This window comes from Flavobacterium sp. (assembly GCF_024305175.1).
Classification (GTDB): Bacteria; Bacteroidota; Bacteroidia; order Flavobacteriales; family Flavobacteriaceae; genus Flavobacterium.
Genome location: NZ_JAMWYY010000058.1, coordinates 1 through 18870, shown reverse-complemented (window position 1 = coordinate 18870; position 18870 = coordinate 1). Strand labels below are relative to the sequence as shown.

Annotated in this window: 16 protein-coding genes and 1 tRNA gene; 11 read left to right on the top strand and 6 right to left on the bottom strand. The window is 39.0% G+C overall.

Features of this window, described 5'->3' with window-relative positions; genetic code table 11:
* Positions 1-192: hypothetical protein (locus tag Q0K96_RS12360; protein ID WP_297334296.1), on the bottom strand; the 192-nt coding region annotated here is incomplete at its 3' end.
* Positions 193-436: 244 nt separating this feature from the next.
* Here Q0K96_RS12360 and Q0K96_RS12355 point away from each other — a divergent pair.
* The 3 genes from Q0K96_RS12355 to Q0K96_RS12345 all read left to right on the top strand — a co-directional run bounded on the left by Q0K96_RS12355 (position 437) and on the right by Q0K96_RS12345 (position 5581).
* Positions 437-3658, top strand: coding sequence for a T9SS type B sorting domain-containing protein (locus tag Q0K96_RS12355; protein ID WP_297334295.1), 3222 nt, complete (start codon positions 437-439; stop codon positions 3656-3658).
* Between the two features lie 182 nt (positions 3659-3840).
* On the top strand, positions 3841-4059 hold the full coding sequence (locus Q0K96_RS12350) for a hypothetical protein (RefSeq protein ID WP_297334294.1): 219 nt from the start codon (positions 3841-3843) through the stop codon (positions 4057-4059).
* A 175-nt stretch (positions 4060-4234) separates the two neighbouring features.
* Complete coding sequence (locus tag Q0K96_RS12345; RefSeq protein WP_297334293.1) at positions 4235-5581, top strand: sigma-54 dependent transcriptional regulator; 1347 nt, start codon at positions 4235-4237, stop codon at positions 5579-5581.
* Here the strand turns inward: Q0K96_RS12345 and Q0K96_RS12340 are convergent.
* Positions 5578-7992: an ATP-binding protein gene (locus tag Q0K96_RS12340; RefSeq protein ID WP_297334292.1), complete on the bottom strand. Its 2415-nt coding sequence runs from the start codon at positions 7990-7992 to the stop codon at positions 5578-5580. The genes Q0K96_RS12345 and Q0K96_RS12340 overlap by 4 nt on opposite strands.
* Positions 7993-8060: 68 nt before the next feature.
* Positions 8061-8396 carry a helix-turn-helix transcriptional regulator gene (locus Q0K96_RS12335; RefSeq protein ID WP_297334291.1) on the bottom strand — a complete coding sequence of 112 codons (336 nt, stop codon included), beginning with the start codon at positions 8394-8396 and terminating at the stop codon, positions 8061-8063.
* Between the two features lie 309 nt (positions 8397-8705).
* Between Q0K96_RS12335 and Q0K96_RS12330 the strand changes: the two genes are divergently transcribed.
* Positions 8706-9047: a hypothetical protein gene (locus Q0K96_RS12330; protein WP_297334290.1), complete on the top strand. Its 342-nt coding sequence runs from the start codon at positions 8706-8708 to the stop codon at positions 9045-9047.
* A gap of 17 nt (positions 9048-9064) precedes the next feature.
* Here Q0K96_RS12330 and Q0K96_RS12325 read toward each other — a convergent pair whose 3' ends face one another.
* Positions 9065-10207 (bottom strand): acyl-CoA dehydrogenase, encoded by a 1143-nt coding sequence (locus Q0K96_RS12325; RefSeq protein ID WP_297334289.1) that lies wholly within the window; start codon positions 10205-10207, stop codon positions 9065-9067.
* An 87-nt stretch (positions 10208-10294) separates the two neighbouring features.
* Between Q0K96_RS12325 and Q0K96_RS12320 the strand changes: the two genes are divergently transcribed.
* The gene (locus Q0K96_RS12320) at positions 10295-11371 is read left to right on the top strand and encodes an anhydro-N-acetylmuramic acid kinase (protein WP_297334288.1); all 1077 of its coding nucleotides are present in this window, start codon (positions 10295-10297) and stop codon (positions 11369-11371) included.
* On the opposite strand, the gene Q0K96_RS12315 is transcribed toward Q0K96_RS12320, so the two are convergent.
* A complete protein-coding gene (locus tag Q0K96_RS12315; RefSeq protein WP_297334287.1) occupies positions 11364-12044 on the bottom strand; it encodes a response regulator transcription factor in 681 nt (226 codons plus the stop codon). The genes Q0K96_RS12320 and Q0K96_RS12315 overlap by 8 nt on opposite strands.
* 107 nt (positions 12045-12151) lie before the next feature.
* Between Q0K96_RS12315 and Q0K96_RS12310 the strand changes: the two genes are divergently transcribed.
* The 6 genes from Q0K96_RS12310 to Q0K96_RS12285 all read left to right on the top strand — a co-directional run bounded on the left by Q0K96_RS12310 (position 12152) and on the right by Q0K96_RS12285 (position 18074).
* Positions 12152-12877, top strand: coding sequence for a LytTR family DNA-binding domain-containing protein (locus tag Q0K96_RS12310; protein ID WP_297334286.1), 726 nt, complete (start codon positions 12152-12154; stop codon positions 12875-12877).
* 187 nt (positions 12878-13064) lie between these two features.
* Positions 13065-13229, top strand: coding sequence for a hypothetical protein (locus Q0K96_RS12305; protein ID WP_297334285.1), 165 nt, complete (start codon positions 13065-13067; stop codon positions 13227-13229).
* A 68-nt stretch (positions 13230-13297) separates the two neighbouring features.
* Entirely contained in the window at positions 13298-15334 is a 2037-nt protein-coding gene (locus Q0K96_RS12300; protein ID WP_297334284.1) for an ATP-binding protein, read from the top strand.
* 69 nt (positions 15335-15403) lie between these two features.
* Positions 15404-16630 (top strand): Glu/Leu/Phe/Val dehydrogenase dimerization domain-containing protein, encoded by a 1227-nt coding sequence (locus Q0K96_RS12295; protein ID WP_297334283.1) that lies wholly within the window; start codon positions 15404-15406, stop codon positions 16628-16630.
* 57 nt (positions 16631-16687) lie between these two features.
* Positions 16688-17902 (top strand): folylpolyglutamate synthase/dihydrofolate synthase family protein, encoded by a 1215-nt coding sequence (locus Q0K96_RS12290; protein ID WP_297334282.1) that lies wholly within the window; start codon positions 16688-16690, stop codon positions 17900-17902.
* Between the two features lie 94 nt (positions 17903-17996).
* Positions 17997-18074 (top strand) — tRNA-Val (locus Q0K96_RS12285).
* Between the two features lie 233 nt (positions 18075-18307).
* Here the strand turns inward: Q0K96_RS12285 and Q0K96_RS12280 are convergent.
* Positions 18308-18870, bottom strand: a 563-nt coding sequence (locus Q0K96_RS12280) for a hypothetical protein (RefSeq protein ID WP_297334281.1), incomplete at its 5' end; no start/stop codon positions are given.

Genomic DNA, 18870 nt, shown 5'->3' with positions numbered 1-18870 from the left:
CTGCATCTTGTGGGAGAGTATGTCATCGCCTTTCTTCAGAGTCCCCTTCATCATTGATGGAGGGGACTTTTTCTTTATAGGTGCATTGTGTCCGGCCCCCTGGCCAAGTACATCGCCTTTCTTTTGAAAACCTATCCAAAACGGATAGGTCTTTTTAGGTTTTGGACTATCTGCACCGGCTTCAGCTAACATTATTATAGTTCTTTACCTCAATATCCGATTGATCGTAGGGTTTTTTGTTTTTGATATTTGTGAAACTATCCATTGTTATTTAACTCTCTTTACATAATTTAATGATTTCATAAGGTTATAAACTTATATTTCGGCACTATTACTGTAACTGTTGCGTTAAACTTTTATAAATTTGCTAAATTGATATAATAATAGCTAAGCAGTAATGATTAATAAATGGTTTGCATCGCTAATACTACTTTTTATGAGCTTATGCTCATTTGCACAACTTAATAACTTTACTTTAGATGTTGCTGTAGCTGATGAAACCTGTGATGATAATGCTTCACTTACTTTTACTATTACAGGCGGCACACCGGGAGCCGGCTTTTTGTATACAGTATATAAACAACCTGATATAACTAATCCTATAGAGGTAACAACAGAATCTGTTGTTACAAATTTAGATTCGGGTACTTACCTTGTGGTCGCTGAACAATCTTTAGGGGGGGAATCTCTTTCTGTAGAACAGGAAGTAGTGATTGAAAATGCGATAGAACCTCTTACTTATACGATATCTTCTTTTAGCCAGAATTGCACAACAGGAGGTGTGTTAACAGTAACAACAACATCTGGTATTGCTGCCCAATATGAAATCATCTCCGGGCCTGAGATAAGGCCGTTGCAAAACTCAAACATATTTCAGGATTTACCTGAAGGGACATATAATGTCAGGGTTTTTGATGTATGTGGCCAAGGTGTGGTAACTACTTACACACTTGTTTTAGAGGCTGCAACTCCTGTAGTTTCTGCACCTCAGTTTGAAGATGTAATTACTACCGGGTGTACATCGGCTATAATAACAAACACAATTAGTTATCCTGAAGGTGTTGCAATAAGTTATCCGTTAACTGTAACTTATACAATTTATCCACCTGACGGGAGTGAAATAATCGATACTGTAACATATAACGAAGGTGTTCCGAATTTACTGGAATTGGAATACGAACTTGAACTATATCCGGGGGAGCAGTTTACATACGATATATTAATAACAAACAGTTGCGGAAACCAATATGGTAATACGGGTATGGTGGTAAATCCCCTGCCAGAAATTTCACAAACATTGATGTCTCTCCCGTGTGGAGAATATTATTTGGAACTTGACGTAATTAACTATTCACCCCCGTTTACAATTGACCTGCAATCTGACGCGGAAGGTTTTAATCCTGTAAATTATAATCCGGCGCATCCCGGCCCCTTTAATGAAGGCTCTTTAACTTATGGAGGTGATGGTAACCCAATACCCGAAGGCAACTATACTGCTACTGTTACAGATGCCTGTGGCAGGACGGCAAGTTTAGAATTTTCTGTTGATGTAGAGAATCCTGTTATATCAGCTACAGGCAGGAACAATGGTTGCTTTTCTGAGTTTGGGCGCATCATTGTAGGTGTTGCTTCAAGGGAAATTGTTGCAGCCGAGATAATAAATGCACCTGCCGCTTACTTAGAGCAAAACCCGCAGCCTTTGCCGCATGATGTTTCCGCATCAATAAACTCAGCCGGAAGGCTTGTTGTAAATAATTTACCTGTTGGCGATTATATAGTCCGTATAACAGATGATTGCGGGCAGGTGCATGAAGTTCCTGTAACTGTACCCGTTTTTGTGGAAAGGGATTTTACAGGAACTACTCAGGCCGATTGTACCATTGGTTTCGGTTCCTTAGAAGTGTCAAGTGGCAATGGTGCGCTAACAGCAATAACGCTTATTAATGCACCGGATGAATATGAACCCGATACACCTATAGATATATCTGAAGCAATAAACTCTGTTACCGGAGATTTGTACCTTGATAATTTGCCGGAAGGTATGTATGTATTTGAAGGTATAGATGTTTGCGGAATAGTGCGCACGGTAACAATAAATGTAGTTGGATACCAGCCTGATGATACCCCTTTTACTTTTGATCCTAACTGTGGCTCTTTTGATATCCTGATGTCAGATACAGATAATATTTCGGTATCACCAACCTATTGGCTACAGGAGCTTAATACAGAAACAGGAGAATGGGGACACCCCGCCACGGGCGTGCCATATCCTGAAGGTACCATACCAACAGAGGATAATTCGTTTCCGTTGGCGAACAACCAGACTACATTTAATTTAAACTTTTCTGGAGATTTCAGGATAATAAAAGCTTTTGAAAGTTTTGGGAACGGCAACCAGGCTAAAAATTGTATAATAGAACTGGGTGCTTTTAATTATTTAAATAACCCGCGTATTAACAGTTTTTTTAAGCTTAATTGTAGTGGTAACCCTGATGATATTTATATAGATGCCGATGGTATTGCGCCACTGAATTATTTTCTGATTGACCCCGATACAAACCAGATACTACTTGATAACGGTACAAACAATATCTTTTCGGGGCTTGCACCGGGTACTTATACGTTTCAGGTAGAAGATGATTGTGGTAATGTTTCTACAAAAACACAAAATATAAATGTACTGCCCGATCTTGTGACAGCAAACCAGCCCGGTAATCTTTTTGAGTGCATAGAGCCGGGAGATGAACTTAATTTTGAATTTGACCTGTCGCAGCAAAATGAAACTATACTCGGAGATCAGCCTGCCAATTCTTATACTATTACATATCATTTAACGCTTGCTGATGCTGAAAACGGTACTAATCCAATATCAGAGCAGTTTGTGCTTACACAACCGTCTGTTACTATATATGCAAGTCTTGCACATAACCGCATAACGGTTTGTAAAGATATTATATCATTTACGCTTGCTGTAGGTGAAAATCCGGAACTCGATATTGTGCAGGAATATTTTTTATGTGAGGGGAGTTTCGTTGTTGTATCTGCAGGAAACGGATATGATGCTTATCTGTGGTCTACCGGTGCAACATCACCTTCTATATTTGTAACCGAACCCGGCGAATATAGTGTTACGGTTACCAATAATAATTGTTCGGCATCTGCCCAGGTTACTGTTACACTTTCAGAACCTGCAACATCGGTGTGGGTTGATACAGAAGACTGGACCGTAAATAATAATAGTATAAATGTTTCCGCTTCCGGTAATGGGCAATACGAATTTTCTATTGATGGTGTTACTTATCAGGCAGAAGGCTCATTTAGCGGCCTTGAGCCGGGTATATATACTGTTTATGTTCGCGATATAAATGAATGCGGGATTATTGAACAGGAGGTAGTACTGCTGAATTACCCTAAATTTTTTACACCAAACGGAGACGGTATCAATGAAACATGGAGAATCCCTTTTTCATGGTTTGAAGAGAACCTTACAGTTGTAGTATTCGACCGTTTCGGCAAAATAATAGCTTCTTTCGATGCTGAAAGTCCCGGCTGGGATGGTACCTATAACGGAAGGCGGCTACCATCAACCGATTACTGGTTTTTAGTAACCCGCCAGGATGGGCGTGTACATAAAGGCCATTTTTCTATGGTGCGATAGTGTGGAACTTCCACACCTATATTGTTGATTCTACATTAGTACTGTTTAATAACATCACAAATTTTCGCTGCCTATAAATCATTATTTGCTGAAATTCAGCAACATACATTATTAGTTATTTAGCCTCTAAATGATGGTACAGTTGTTTCATATACTTAAGCAAATCACCTGATAATTTGTTTATGAAAAGTATATTGATAACCGCAACACTTATATTTGGCATTTCTGCAAATGCTGCAAGAATGATGATGACAGCTAACCCTTTAAACATCAACACAAGAAAACAGCGCATGCTGGTTAAGATGAATGCCTACCAGATACCCTCAAATCTGCTGAAACATTTAAATATGAACAGCCATATATTTTCAGTTTCTGAAATTGTGGCAACTAACCGGGTGTGAGAACCTTTATAAAACAAAAGAACCATTAAGAATTAAAGTTGGATGTAAGCATATAGTAAGGTGATGAGAAGAATTTTAATTCTTCGACAAGAGGAGACGTAACAGTCTCCTTTTGTTTTTATTAACATACTGAACGCTGTAAAACACTTACATTTGCATATAATAAAATTTCCCTATGAGTGCCGAAATACTGGTTGTTGACGATGACACCGCTTTTTGTGTTATGCTGAAAACCTTTTTACAGAAGAAAGGGTTTGCCGTAACCAATGCATTTAGTGCAGGAGATGCGCAGGAAATTATCAGTAAAAAAACTTTTGATGTAGTGCTTACCGATATCCGCATGCCCGACAGCAGCGGACTGGAGATACTTAAACATGTTAAGCAGAATGCACCCGCCACGCAGGTAATTTTAATGACAGGATATACCGATATTAAAACGGCTGTAAATGCAATGAAATCGGGAGCGTTTGATTATGTGGGCAAGCCTATAAACCCTGATGAGATTTTACACACTATTAAACAGGCCTTAGCTAAAAATGAAGTTAATATAACTGCTGTACCGCAACCGGGTAAAAAAGCCACGAAAGCAACAGGAGAACTTCCGTATGTAAAAGGAATAAGCAGGGAAGCGGAGCGTTTATACGAACATATAAACCTGGTAGGCCCTACCAACATGTCGGTACTTATAATTGGCGATAGCGGTACGGGTAAGGAATACATAGCACATTCTATACACAAACAGAGTAAACGGGCAGACATGCCTTATATAGCCGTAGATTGCGGTGCTATACCCAAAGACCTTGCCTCAAGCGAATTCTTTGGGCATATTAAAGGCTCGTTTACAGGCGCTGTAAATGATAAAACAGGGCATTTTGAAGCGGCAAACGGCGGAACGCTGTTTCTGGACGAAGTGGGCAACCTGTCTTATGAAGTACAGGTGCAGTTATTGCGTGCGCTTCAGGAGCGTAAAATTAAGCCTGTAGGCAGTAATAATGAAGTAAGTGTTAATATACGTGTAATTGCTGCAACCAACGAAGATTTGGCAGAAGCTGTTAAGCTGGGCGATTTCAGGGAAGACCTTTACCACAGGCTTAACGAGTTTTGCATAAGGGTGCCACGCCTTGCCGAGCGCACGGATGATATTATGATATTTGCCCACTATTTTTTATCTCAGGCAAATGAAGACCTGGAAAAAGATATTGAAGGGTTTGACAGCGATGTACAGGAGCTTTTCCTGTCGTATGACTGGCCGGGTAACCTGCGTGAAATGAAGAACATTATTAAACGGTCGGTATTGCTGGAAAGAGGCAGGCAGATAACACTTGCTGTGCTTCCGCCCGAAATGCAGGAAGCTGCCAGGGCAGCCAGTTCTCTTGCAGGCTACAGCAAGGCTAATGAAGAGCAGGCTATAATGGAAGCGTTACAAAAGGCTAATTACAACAAATCTAAAGCGGCTAAATTATTGGATATAGACAGGAAAACACTTTATAACAAGCTTAAGTTGTATAATATAGATCTTTAGGCTATTTCCTCCTGCAACATTACGAGTAATTCATTTATTTTTTCTTCCGCCTTCAGGATAAGACTATTAATCTGTTCTATAGGCATATCAGCCGCATTGTCTTCTATAGGAATGAGCAGCCCTGCAATACTGTTAGCTTCCATCTGCCTTAACATTGGTATCATTTTATGGGCAGTTTCGCCGAGAGATTGCCGGTTGTTATCTGCAGCTGCTTTTTTTAGCGTAGCAATATTCTCTTTGGCACTATCGCTAAAGGTTACAAGTATGGCTTTTAAAGATTCGTTATCATCTCCTGTAAACTGGCGCAGGCTTTTAAGATTATATATTGGCATGCTGTCGTCATAGTGGCGTATCTGCTTTTTTGCAGCAGGAATGGCTTTATTTCCAAAAATGTTAGATATAAGCACCAGTAATGTTTCCAGCTGCACAGGCTTAGGATGGCTGGCGGTAAAGCCTTTTCCTGTAAAATCGTTTTCTGTTAGGTCACGCTTACCCGAAAGCGCGATAACAGGCATTGCGGCTATAGCTTTATCCTCATGCTGCCTTACCAGCGTTACAAGCTCAAAACCATTTAAAGATGGCATTTGTATATCGGTAAGCAGCAGGTCATAATGATCGCGTTCCACGTGTTTAATAACTTCCGCAGCATTAATTTCTGTTACTACCGTTACCGGATATTGTGCAAACAATTCGCGCATCAGCGTTAGCTGCATGGCATCATCATCAGTAATCAGTATTCTTTTACCTTCAAGGTATTTTGTTATATCTTCAGTAATTTCTGTTTCGGCGGCGGTATCTCCTGTTTCGCAGGGTATGCAGGGTATCATAATGGCGAACAAAGAGCCCTTCCCTTCTTCGCTTTCAAGATGTATGGTGCCGCCCAGCAGTTCGGTTATCCTTTTAGAAATAGTGAGGCCAAGCCCTGTGCCGCCAAATTTCTTTTCTATTCCACTGTGCGCCTGTGTAAATTCTTTAAAAACATCGTCCTGCTTTTCTTTGGCTATACCTATACCGGTATCTATAACAGATATGTTTATAAAACCATTTTCGAGCCTGCCGGTTACCTCCACAGATCCTTCCTGCGTAAACTTCACAGCGTTGCCTACCAAATTGGTAATAACCTGTTTTATGCGGTAGGGATCGCTGATAAAGTTGCGGTTAAGCTCTTGATCTATATCCCAGTTAAGTTCTATATCTTTATTTATGGCAATGGGCTCCAGTGCGCGGCAGGTAGCCTCTATTGCATTTTTCATATTGAAGCTTACTTTTTCTATAGATATGCTGTTGTTTTCAAGTTTAGAAAAGTCGAGAAGGTCATTAACCAGCCTCAGTATAAAGTCAGCCGATTCTTTTATATTAGACAGGTACTGTTTTTGCCTTTGGGGCATTTCAGATTCTTTAAGCAGGTCATAAAAACCTATTATACTGCCAAGTGGTGTGCGTATGTCATGGGTAACAGTAGCCATAAGCATGCTTTTGCTGCGCAAAAGATCTTCATTTTCGCGGTTAAGTACCTCAAGCTGCCTCCGATAGTTCTGGTTGCTGGTAAGGTCGCGTATTATTACCCATGCAAGCGCTAGCAGTATAAGAAAACTGGCTGCACCTACCCACGCCATAGTATCGGCAGTTTTGGCAAGCGCGTCGCCCGATTCTTTTATCTGCCTGTAAGAATTTTGCAGGAAATCATTTTCTACCGAAGATAATATTACCCTAAGCTGGTCAGATATTACCCTGCTTTCATCCAGCAGCTTTTGTTCTTTTTGCAACAGTTGGTATTGTAACAGGTCATCTCTGCGAATAAGTCTGCGCAGCACTTTATCAAAAACAATAGCAAGCGAGTCGTTGCTCATTTGCAGCTTGCGGATAGAGTCGAGCTGTTGCTGCGTTAAAAGTGAATTGGCAAGGTTTTCCCATTGGTAGCGGCGTGAAACCGGTACAGGCTTTAATGTACCCCTAACAGAATCTTTTGCATTGTATATACTGCTTATGGCACTCCTGAAAGTATTTTTACGGTTGTACTCTTTCCTGTAATTGATAATTTCCTGTACGCTGTTTTTTTTGCGTTCCAGCAGCATCTGTACCGTATCAAATTTTTGCACCTGTGCGGTTTCGGCCTCTTTTTTTATGGCTTCTATTTCGCGGTTAATGCTGTCCAGCACCTGGGTATATTTTTCAAAGTCTGCCGGGTCGGCAGTAAGTATGCTGTTCCTTGCAAGAGATTCAGATGCATACAGGCTTGCAAGTGTATTGCTTATTTTTAATATTTTGCGGTTATCGCTGTTGCCGGTATCGGGTGCGGCTATTTTAGATATCTCGGTATATACAAACCAAACGGATACAACCGCTGTAACAAACAGCAGGATGTATCCGCCTATAACTTTATATTTTACAGCCTTTGGCTTTTGTACCATATACTAAAGGTAACAGTTTTTTCTGTATAGAAAACGGCAAAGGCAGGGGAAAAGTATTATGCTTACCCTTAGCTTTTAACAATTACCCTTAAAAAGCTGATTTCTTCTTTAAGATGTTGTATCTCTGCCCTGAGGCTCTCTACAAGTATGTCATACACTTCTTTGTTGCCATGAGCCATCCCTCCATTTTCGGAGCTGCCGGCCTCTGTTTCATTAAATAAAGCCGATATACTTATATCAAGGATACGCGCAATTTTTAAAAGTTTTACAACATTAAGCCTCCTGTCATCTTTTTCAAGGCGACCATAGTTACTTTGAGTTACGTCGAGCTGTACAGCCATAGCCTCCTGAGTTATTCCCTTTTCCTCTCTCAGCCTTTTAATTTTCTGACCAATTACGTTCATGTCTATATTAGTTTAGATGTGTTTAATTAAATTATAACTACCTATTAAGGTTTTAGCTTGAACAGAAACCTTAAATTTGAATATCATTCAGTATATAGTTAATTCAGGATGACCTTACAGCAGCCGTACATAAAAATATTTATGCTCCGGTTTTGTTGTATAAAATTAGCAGAGTGATAATGTATATAAAACTTCATTGCATTTTTTTCGATATATGGCGTTGTTTAATCGATAAAAAACAAATAAAATATGATTAGATAATTACTTTTTGATAGTTATTTTTTAATTCTGAAACTAAACACTAATGTTATGGTAATAAATGTGTATGATAATCAAAAAGGATATTGCCAACTGTTGCAGGATACTGCACCTGAAGGGATGGAGTTTGAGTGTATAGATATGAAAAGCCCGCCCCCACACCTAAAGGGCAGCCTCCTTATATTCTTTCTCTCGGATGAGATTGAATTTATGGATTTTGTAAAACTTTACAGCCACGAGGCTGATTATGTGATATGCGGTAACGGAATTTTAAACAGCGGTATAAATAACCTGCCTAAAATAAAATATGTAGATATAAATCTTCCTAAAGAAGAACTTATGGCCACGTTATTAGGCATAGCCAATGACTATAAATTAAAAACCCCCGTTTAGTAACGGGGGCTCTGTTTTTATTCTGCAATTATAGACCTTGAAATTACTATCTTCTGTATTTCAGAAGTACCTTCATATATCTGGGTTATCTTAGCATCGCGCATAAGCCTTTCTACGTGGTATTCTTTTACATATCCGTTACCGCCGTGTATCTGTACAGCCTCTATTGCCGTGTCCATAGCAACCTGAGATGCATATAGTTTAGCCATAGCACCACTGATGTCGTAGTTATTGTGGTTGTCTTTGTCCCATGCTGCTTTAAGGCAAAGGTGGCGTGCTGCCTCTATCTGTACTGCCATATCGGCAAGTTTAAATGCTATAGCCTGGTGATTGCAAATTTCAGTGCCGAAAGCCTTACGTTCTTTAGAGTATTTAAGTGCAAGCTCATAAGCGCCTGATGCTATACCTAAAGCCTGGGCTGCAATACCTATGCGACCGCCGGCAAGGGTTTTCATGGCAAACTTAAAGCCGAAGCCATCTTCACCAATGCGGTTTTCTTTAGGAACCTTTACATCAGTAAACATTAAAGAATGCGTGTCAGACCCTCGAATACCAAGTTTTTGTTCTTTAGCGCCTATTTCAAAGCCCGGCATACCTTTTTCTATAATAAGGGCATTAATACCCCTGTGCCTCTTTTCGATATCTGTTTGTGCAATTACCAGATATACATCGGCTGTACTGCCGTTGGTTATCCAGTTTTTGGTACCGTTTAGCAGGTAGTGGTCACCTTTATCAATTGCAGTTGTTTTTTGAGAGGTGGCATCGCTGCCCGCTTCAGGCTCCGAAAGGCAGAATGCGCCTATAATTTCGCCTGTTGCCAGCCTTGTAAGGTATTTTTGCTTTTGCTCTTCTGTACCAAAAGTCTGAAGCCCCCAGCATACCAGTGAATTGTTTACTGACATAACCACTGATGCCGAAGCATCTATCTTAGAAATTTCTTCCATAGCAAGCACATAAGATATTGTGTCTAGCCCGCTACCGCCATATTTAGGGTCTACCATCATGCCCATAAAGCCAAGCTCGCCCATTTTCTTAATCTGCTCAGCAGGAAAACTCTGCTTCTCGTCCCTTTCTATAACTCCGGGCAGCAATTCAGCCTGTGCAAAATCCCTCGCTGCCTTCTGTATCATCAGGTGTTCTTCAGTAAGTTTAAAATCCATAGGTATATTAGATAAGTTTTTGTTTTATTGTGCCCAAATGTAACGATTAATTGCTGAATTTTCAACAGGATTATTTACTTTTAGCCTATGAAAAGCGAGAACTATAACGTTTTAGGAGTTATGTCGGGCACTTCGCTTGACGGGATTGACCTTGCGCATGTTACGCTCTCGGTTCTTGATAATAAATGGAGCTATACCATACATGAAGCAGAGACAATTCCGTATCCTGACGATTGGGTAACAAGGCTTAAAGAAGCAGTTAATTATAATGAAGATGACCTTTTAGTATTAGATGATGCCTATACAGAATTTTTAGCAGGGACTATTTGTTCTTTCATAATTAAATATTCTTTGGATAATCTTGATGCTGTATGTTCGCACGGGCATACAGCGCAGCACCAGCCAAAAAGAGGGATAACACTACAAATTGGCAATAAGCCTGCACTCGCCAGGCATACAGGCTTTACGGTAGTGTGCAACTTCAGGGTACAGGATGTACAAATGGGCGGACAGGGGGCACCCTTAGTGCCGGTAGGCGACAGGCTGCTTTTTGGTAATTATGATTTTTGCCTTAACCTTGGCGGATTTTCTAACATTTCTTTTGAAGATAACGGCACCCGTATAGCTTATGATATATCTCCTGTAAATACTGTTCTTAACTTTTACGCTAACCGGCTCGGCCTGCCGTATGACGATGGTGGCGCCATAGCACGTTCGGGTACTATAGTTCAAACGCTGCTTGAGGCGCTTAACGAGCTTGATTATTACAAAAAAAACCATCCTAAATCATTAGGATTTGAGTATGTAAGGGATGTTGTACTGCCGCTAATGGAAAATTGTACTGCAGGTATACCCGAAAAGCTGCGAACTTTTACAACACATGTTGCTATGCAGCTTGCAAAAGAGATTTTGGCTATTAAACCCGAAGGCAAATTGCTTGTTACGGGCGGGGGCGCTTATAATAACTTTCTTATAGCACAGTTAAAGGCAATGCTACCTGATGTTGCTGTTGTGATTCCTGACGATAAAACCATTCAGTTTAAAGAAGCGCTGATATTTGCACTGCTCGGAGTATTAAAACTAAGGGACGAAATAAATGTTTTGGCAAGTGTAACGGGCGCTACTCACAATCATAGCTCCGGATATATTTTTGAACCTAAATAATGCCGATTTTTTTAATGGCTTCTATAAGTTCATAATCATCACCACCCTTGCCCTGAAGCAGCATGTTCTTCATGCGGGCTTTGCGCTTTTCTATGGCGCTTAAAGAAAGCGGTACATAATTGGGTATGTTCTTGGTAAGTATCCCCTCGCTAAGGCGCATTAATATCTGTTTATCGTAACTATCCAGTTTAAAATTATCAAACACCTTTTCCTTTAACGACTTCACAATTTTATTGCTTAGGTAGGTGTCTCCGTTCTCGAATACTATTTTAAAGGCATTAAGAAACTCATCTATATCTATGTCGCTTTTGCATAATATTCCCTGCGGGTTTATTTCTTTAATAAGCCTGTCAACCAATGCAGCTTCGCTGTGCATGGTTAATATAATAATTATACAGTTGGGCAGCTTGTTTCTTATAAGCAGGCCAAGATCAAAACCGGAAAAAATATTCTTTTCGGGGTAAGGGGGCAGGCTAAGGTCAAGATAGGCAATATCAAACGGCTTGCCTGATTCTTCAGACTCTGTTATTAGCCTGTACGCTTCTTCGCAATCCAGTGCTTTTGTAAATACTAAATTGTGGCCTTCAAAATTTTCATCAGACAGCACATTTATATAGCCGTTAACTGTCATAGGGTGGTCGTCAACGATTAAGATATTAAGGTCCTGCTGCATATTTATGGGTTAGTTGTATGGCAAATTTAACAAATTTTACGGTTTAACCGTAAAATTAACATTTCAATAATTTTTAATTTGCAAAAAAATTTTCTCAAAAATTTTACGTGCAGTACTCTTACCTTATTATAGATGATAACGAAGCACATGTACAGGAAACCCTTTCAGCTTTTGAAGGTTTCCCTGAATACTATTGTGTGGGTGTTGCCGGTAATAAGGCCGATGCAGTAAACAAAATACTGGAGCTGCAGCCACATATGGTTTTTCTGGAAGTTAACCCTAAAAAGAAAAACAGCGGGCTATCACTTAATGTAATTACAGACCTTTATCAATACCTGGACAGGCTTCCTTATTTTGTAATACTTACTGCCACGCAAAGATTCGCTTTTGATGCCATTAAGACAGGTGCACAGGATTACCTGCTGAAACCTCTGGACCGTTTTGAGCTGCGCAAAACACTTTTCAGGTTCCAGAAAACTAATCCTGAAACGGTTAATGATACAATTTGCATACGCTCATATGGTGATTACCAGTTCATATCGCTTCACGACATAGTGTACCTGCAGGCAGATAATAATACTACCGACTTTTATCTTACCAGTGGCAGGAAACTAACAGCTTATAAAACGCTTAAGCATTATGAAGCTAATTTGCCATTATTCTTTTATCGCATACATAACAGCTATATTGTAAATAGCAATCATGTATCGAGAATAAACACCGGAAAATCCTTATGCTACCTTAATAATGGGGAAGTATCTATCTCTTTTTCTAAAACTTTTAAGGATAATATAGATACGATTATACGAAAAATAGCTCCCGAATATTTATAAAAAGGCTATTTACCACGAAAATCAGTCGAGTTACTCGCAGACTGCATTAATCTACAAAACACGTTGTAAATCATGGTAGTAGGCTAATTTATGCCCTTATATTTGTATCAGAAATAACAACTGCAGTGTTATTCTAAACGAGAAAAAATTGAATATAACACACATCTGACACAAAAATTTGATTATCATGAAAAAAAATCTTCTTATCTTAGGTTTAGTAGCTTTCTTAGGTCTTTCTGTTGTATCATGCTCTGCTGATGACAGCTATGTAAATGATGACTCACAGGCTAATTATGTACCACCGGTAGATAATGGTGATAAAGAATTTCCTAAACCACCAATGAAACCGTAACTAAAAAGTTATTATAAAATATATTATTTTTGAGGGCAATGGTACTGATTACCATTGCCCTCAAAAATTTGAATACATTTTTAAAAATACTACTTCTTTCTGTACTTGCGCTTATAGCGGTGCATTGTAATTCGCCCGAAAGAAAGGCACAGTTTAAAACCAAAGCAGGGAGTTATCTTGATAAATCACAAAGCGCAGAGTTTTCTGCCGAGCAGCAGATTGATTATATCGATTCGGCTTATGCCGAATTATCTTCCGGTAACCAGATAGATTCTTTAACGCAATTTTTATACCGGCGCACTATTGCTGCCTATTACAACCAGCAGCGCTATGACAGGGCTATAGCCGTGAGCACAAAAGCCTATGATCTTGCCGAAGAAGCAGGTGATACCCTGGCCATGGCCGATATGCTGTACCGCAAAGGCGAGGTTTATTTTGCTCAGGGCCTTAACGACACCGCCTTTAGTTTTTATGACCAGGCAGAAAAGCTGTACCAAAAAATAGATAGTGATGAAAATAAAGGTGAAATACTGCTTAATAAAGCTTTCATCTATTATTATATTGGTGAATATGTTTTGAGCGAAGTAAAAGGTGTACAGGCACTTGAAATGCTTCAGAAGCAGGATAAGACAATGGCAGTTTATAGCGGTAACAATCTTATTGCCACATCTCTTGAAGAGCAGAACAACACAGAAGAGGCTATGACTTACTATAACAAAGCCCTTCAGCTGTTAGGTAAGCTTAAAGAAGAAGGATATCCGGCTTCGCTGATAGATTACTACCGTGCCTCTACATATAACAATATGGGAGGGGTATATATTAAGGAAGAGGAATATGCCGATGCAATTTCGTTATATACAGAGGCATTAAAATATGATGTTATAAAGACCGATTATCCGTCATTATATGCAAAACTACTTAACAACCTTGCTTATGCTAAGTTTAAGCTGGGCGATCATGCAAACCTGCCCGAATTATTCTTCAGGTCGCTAAAAATAAGAGATTCTTTAGATTTGCAGGCAGGCATTGTGGCCAGTTATATTCACCTGGGTGAGTATTATGCCTATCAAAAAGATACCGCTACGGCATTATCCTACCTTGAAACTGCCTATAAGTCTGCTAAAGAGCTGAAAAGCCACTTTGATATACTTAACAGCCTTAAACTATTATCAGAACTTGATAAAGAAAAAGGCATGTATTACTCCAGCCGCCGTTTCATTGTGAGTGACAGCCTTACCGAAATTGCACGGGCAAACAGGGAAAAATATGCCCGTATAGAATATGAAACAGATAAGCTGCTGGATGAAAAAGAAGCACTTGTAAAGAAAAACAGTTTTATAATAGGTGTTTCGGCGGTAATACTATTATTTATCGCGGCTATATTCATAATATATTATCTTAACTCGCGCAACAAAGAGCTACTTCTTATACAGGAACAACAAAAGGCCAACGAAGAAGTGTACCAGCTGATGGAAGAGCAGCAGCAAAAAATAGATATGGCCCGCAAGGAGGAGAAAGACAGGATTGCTATGGAGCTGCATGACGGGATACTCAATAATATATATGCCGTTAGGCTAAACCTGGAATTTATAAATAAAAAAGCCGATGAGGAATCTATAGGCAAACGTAAGGGGTTTATAAAAGAACTTCAAAGTGTTGAAACTGAGATACGCGCTATATCACATGATCTTAGCCGTAATGCCATGCTGGTAAACCAGAAAAGCTTTGAAAGTGTTTTGGAATATATGATAACATCGCAAAAAAATGAAGTTGAAACTTTATTTGAAGCAGATATTGATAAAGATATAGACTGGGACAGCCTCTCGGGTATCTTTAAGGTCAATATTTACAGGATTGTTCAGGAAACGCTGCAAAACATAAATAAATATGCTAAGGCAAATTTTGCAAAGGTAGAGATTAAGGAAGAAGATAAAACAATAGTAATAGTAGTTACTGATGATGGCGTGGGCTTCGACCCTAAAACAGTAAAGGGTGGTATAGGTATTAAAAATCTTAAAAAGCGTGTGGCTTCTTTAAATGGTACTTTAGATATAACTTCTAAACCAGGTGAAGGCTCTGTAATAAAGGTGGTGTTTCCGCTTTAAGTAAAAAAATTAAAGAATTCACAAATATTAGTTTTATATATTTGTGGCGATTAAACAAAACAACAACAAATGAAAGATTTACTTAGTAAATTCGAAAATAAACAACCTGAAATTATATTTAACTGGAAGGACAGTGAAACCGAAGCCGAAGGGTGGACAGTAATAAATTCTTTACGCGGCGGTGCTGCCGGTGGCGGTACTCGTATGAGAAAAGGGCTTGATATGAATGAAGTACTTTCGCTTGCTAAAACAATGGAAGTAAAGTTTACAGTATCAGGGCCTGCTATTGGCGGTGCAAAGTCTGGTATTAATTTTGACCCTGCCGACCCGCGTAAAAAAGGAGTTTTACAACGTTGGTATAAAGCGGTTTCGCCACTGTTAAAAAGCTACTACGGTACTGGTGGTGACCTTAATGTTGATGAAATTCATGAAGTAATACCAATGACAGAAGAGTGTGGTGTGTGGCACCCGCAGGAAGGTGTTTTTAACGGTTATTTTAAGCCTACAGAGGCCGACAAAATAAACAGGATAGGCCAGCTTCGCCAAGGGGTAATAAAAGTTATTGAAAACCCTGCTTTTTCTCCTGAAGTAAACAAAAAATATACTGTAGCAGATATGATTACCGGTTATGGCGTTGCAGAAGCAGTGCGCCATTTCTATACGATATATGGCGGAGATGTTAAAGGCAAAAAGGCAATAGTGCAGGGCTTTGGCAATGTGGGCAGTGCAGCAGCTTTTTACCTTGCCGAAATGGGAGCTAAGGTTATCGGAATAATCGACCGTGATGGTGGTGTTATAAACAAAGAAGGCTTTAGCTTTGAGCAGATAAGGGAATTGTTCCTTAATAAAGACGGGAACAAGCTTGTTGCAGAAAATATGATTCCGTTTGAGCAGATAAATGCTGAGATATGGAATACCGGCGCAGAGATTTTTGCTCCGTGTGCGGCTTCGAGGCTTGTAACAAAAGAGCAGGTAGAAGCCATGATAGCCGGAGGATTAGAGGTTATATCCTGCGGTGCAAATGTGCCATTTGCCGATAAGGAAATCTTCTTCGGCCCTATAATGGAGGCAACAGACAGTAAGGTAAGCCTGATACCAGATTTTATCTCTAACTGTGGTATGGCAAGGGTATTTGCCTACTTTATGGAGAAAAAAGTGAGCATGACTGATGAGGCCGTATTTAACGATACCTCTGAAACTATAAGAAAAGCAATAGAAAATGTACATGCAAAGAACAGCAGTAAGGTAAACATTAGCCGTACCGCTTTTGAAATAGCATTACAACAATTAGTATAACTTCTTTAAGAAAATAGTAATTTTAATGGCAGAATTTTAGTTCTGCCATTTTTATTTATGAATTACCAGGAAACCACCCAATGGATGTTCAGCCGGCTGCCCATGTACCAGCAGCAGGGTGCATCAGCTTATAAAAAAGACCTTACCAATACGTTACTGCTTGCAGCTCATTTAGGTAATCCGGAGCGAAGGATTAAAACAATACACATAGCCGGCACAAATGGTAAAGGCTCAGTGTCTAATATGCTGGCATCAATTTTACAGGAGGCAGGCTATAAAACCGGGTTATACACATCGCCACATTTAAAAGACTTCAGGGAGCGTATAAAAATTAACGGACAGGATATTTCTGAAGAAGCCGTATGTGAGTTTATAGCTCAAAATAAAGTTTTTTTTGAGAAAAACCAGCTCAGCTTTTTTGAAATGACAGTGGGCCTTGCCTTTGATTATTTTGAGAAAGAAAATGTGGATATAGCCGTTATAGAAACCGGTATGGGCGGCAGGCTCGACTCTACCAACATCATCACGCCGCTGGTGTCGGTTATAACTAATATAGGTTTTGACCATATACAGTTCCTGGGAAATACAGAAGAAGCCATAGCAGGCGAAAAAGCAGGTATTATTAAAAACAATATTCCAATTGTTATTGGCGAATATACTGATATCACAAAAAAAGTTTTTACAGGTAAAGCGCAGGCAACAGGTTCTGATATATACTTTGCACAAGATGAGGTTATGGCAGATTACCCTTCAGATCTTACGGGAGCCTATCAGGTTAATAATAAAAAGACAGTGCTAAAAACAATAGCTTTACTGCAAAAACATTTTAATATCACTGAAGATAATATCAAGAATGGCTTGCTTAATGTAAAGCGCAATACGGGCTTTATGGGCAGGTGGCAGCAAATTAATGATAGGCCTGTCGCTGTTTGCGATACTGCACATAATGCACATGGTTTAAAAATTGTGGTGCAACAGCTACTGCAGCAGCCGTTTGAAAAATTACATATTGTTTTCGGCGTAGTTAATGATAAAGACCTTACTGATATATTGCCTTTATTACCCAAAGCTGCCGAATATTACTTTTGCCGTCCTGATGTTCCGCGGGGGCTGGATGCAGAGGTTTTACAACAAAAGGCGGCTGAGCAGGGCTTAAGCGGAGGGGTATATACTTCAGTTACAACTGCATACAAAGCGGCTTTAAGTAATGCATTGGCTGACGATTTTATTTATGTGGGCGGGAGTACATTTGTTGTAGCAGAAATTTTATAATTTTTTAAAATTATGTTTGCAAATACCAAAAACTGGGCTATATTTGCACTCGCAATACGGAACTGATAACAGCCAAGTATAGCAAAACATATTGGGGCGATTAGCTCAGCTGGTTCAGAGCACCTCGTTTACACCGAGGGGGTCGGGGGTTCGAACCCCTCATCGCCCACCACAATTGAACTTTATATCATTATAAAGTACATTAAAACATGAAAACCTGCAAGTTACAGATTTGCAGGTTTTTTTATTTTTATCCCTGTATTGTCAAATTCTAAAAAATGCAAAGTGATTTATTGCACATTTAATAGTGCAGACTGATTGTTTTACTACTATTTTCTTTATTTGTTAAGTTAATGTGGGAGCTCCATAATTAAAAGAAAAGCTTATTGTTAATTAAGAGATTTATTAATTACAAATATTTTCAAAATTTTCATCATCAGGTTTTATGCATAAAGTTGTTTTAATGCGTTTACGTATTTTATATGGTTTGTCTTTACAGATAAGATAATTTACTCCTTCCAATAAGCTGTTAGTCACAATTTTTCTATACGTAACATCTTCTTCTTTTATAATGCCTAATTCAACTTTCACTTCGGTTGAATCTAACATCCGTAAAGAGTCTAAACACTTTATAACATCAATAAATGGTCTATTATTAATATTTTGAACATTTTCACCTAGTAAAAAGAAAATCTTACCTTTATATTTAATATAGTCCGAGGGAAAATTTTCCTTTATATGCTTCGACCTTAATACAAAATAATCATATTCAGTTTGAGGAAATATGTTATATAAGCTATAATTTTTGCCCATTATAGACTTGTCATCTAGTAAAAAAACATTATGTTTTTTAATATATTCTTTATTGCTAATAAAATAATCACTTATTACTATTTCATATTGATGATTAAGTTTAGTTTCTGATTTTTTATTGACAATACTTTTACAACATGTTGTTAGTAAAATTA

Bases quoted from the DNA above. Each gene is read 5' to 3' on its own strand.
- Q0K96_RS12355 (WP_297334295.1), top strand. From the start codon at position 437: ATGAGCTTATGCTCATTTGCACAACTTAATAACTTTACTTTAGATGTT.
- Q0K96_RS12350 (WP_297334294.1), top strand. From the start codon at position 3,841: ATGAAAAGTATATTGATAACCGCAACACTTATATTTGGCATTTCTGCA.
- Q0K96_RS12345 (WP_297334293.1), top strand. From the start codon at position 4,235: ATGAGTGCCGAAATACTGGTTGTTGACGATGACACCGCTTTTTGTGTT.
- Q0K96_RS12340 (WP_297334292.1), bottom strand. From the start codon at position 7,992: ATGGTACAAAAGCCAAAGGCTGTAAAATATAAAGTTATAGGCGGATAC.
- Q0K96_RS12335 (WP_297334291.1), bottom strand. From the start codon at position 8,396: ATGAACGTAATTGGTCAGAAAATTAAAAGGCTGAGAGAGGAAAAGGGA.
- Q0K96_RS12330 (WP_297334290.1), top strand. From the start codon at position 8,706: ATGGTAATAAATGTGTATGATAATCAAAAAGGATATTGCCAACTGTTG.
- Q0K96_RS12325 (WP_297334289.1), bottom strand. From the start codon at position 10,207: ATGGATTTTAAACTTACTGAAGAACACCTGATGATACAGAAGGCAGCG.
- Q0K96_RS12320 (WP_297334288.1), top strand. From the start codon at position 10,295: ATGAAAAGCGAGAACTATAACGTTTTAGGAGTTATGTCGGGCACTTCG.
- Q0K96_RS12315 (WP_297334287.1), bottom strand. From the start codon at position 12,044: ATGCAGCAGGACCTTAATATCTTAATCGTTGACGACCACCCTATGACA.
- Q0K96_RS12305 (WP_297334285.1), top strand. From the start codon at position 13,065: ATGAAAAAAAATCTTCTTATCTTAGGTTTAGTAGCTTTCTTAGGTCTT.
- Q0K96_RS12295 (WP_297334283.1), top strand. From the start codon at position 15,404: ATGAAAGATTTACTTAGTAAATTCGAAAATAAACAACCTGAAATTATA.
- Q0K96_RS12290 (WP_297334282.1), top strand. From the start codon at position 16,688: ATGAATTACCAGGAAACCACCCAATGGATGTTCAGCCGGCTGCCCATG.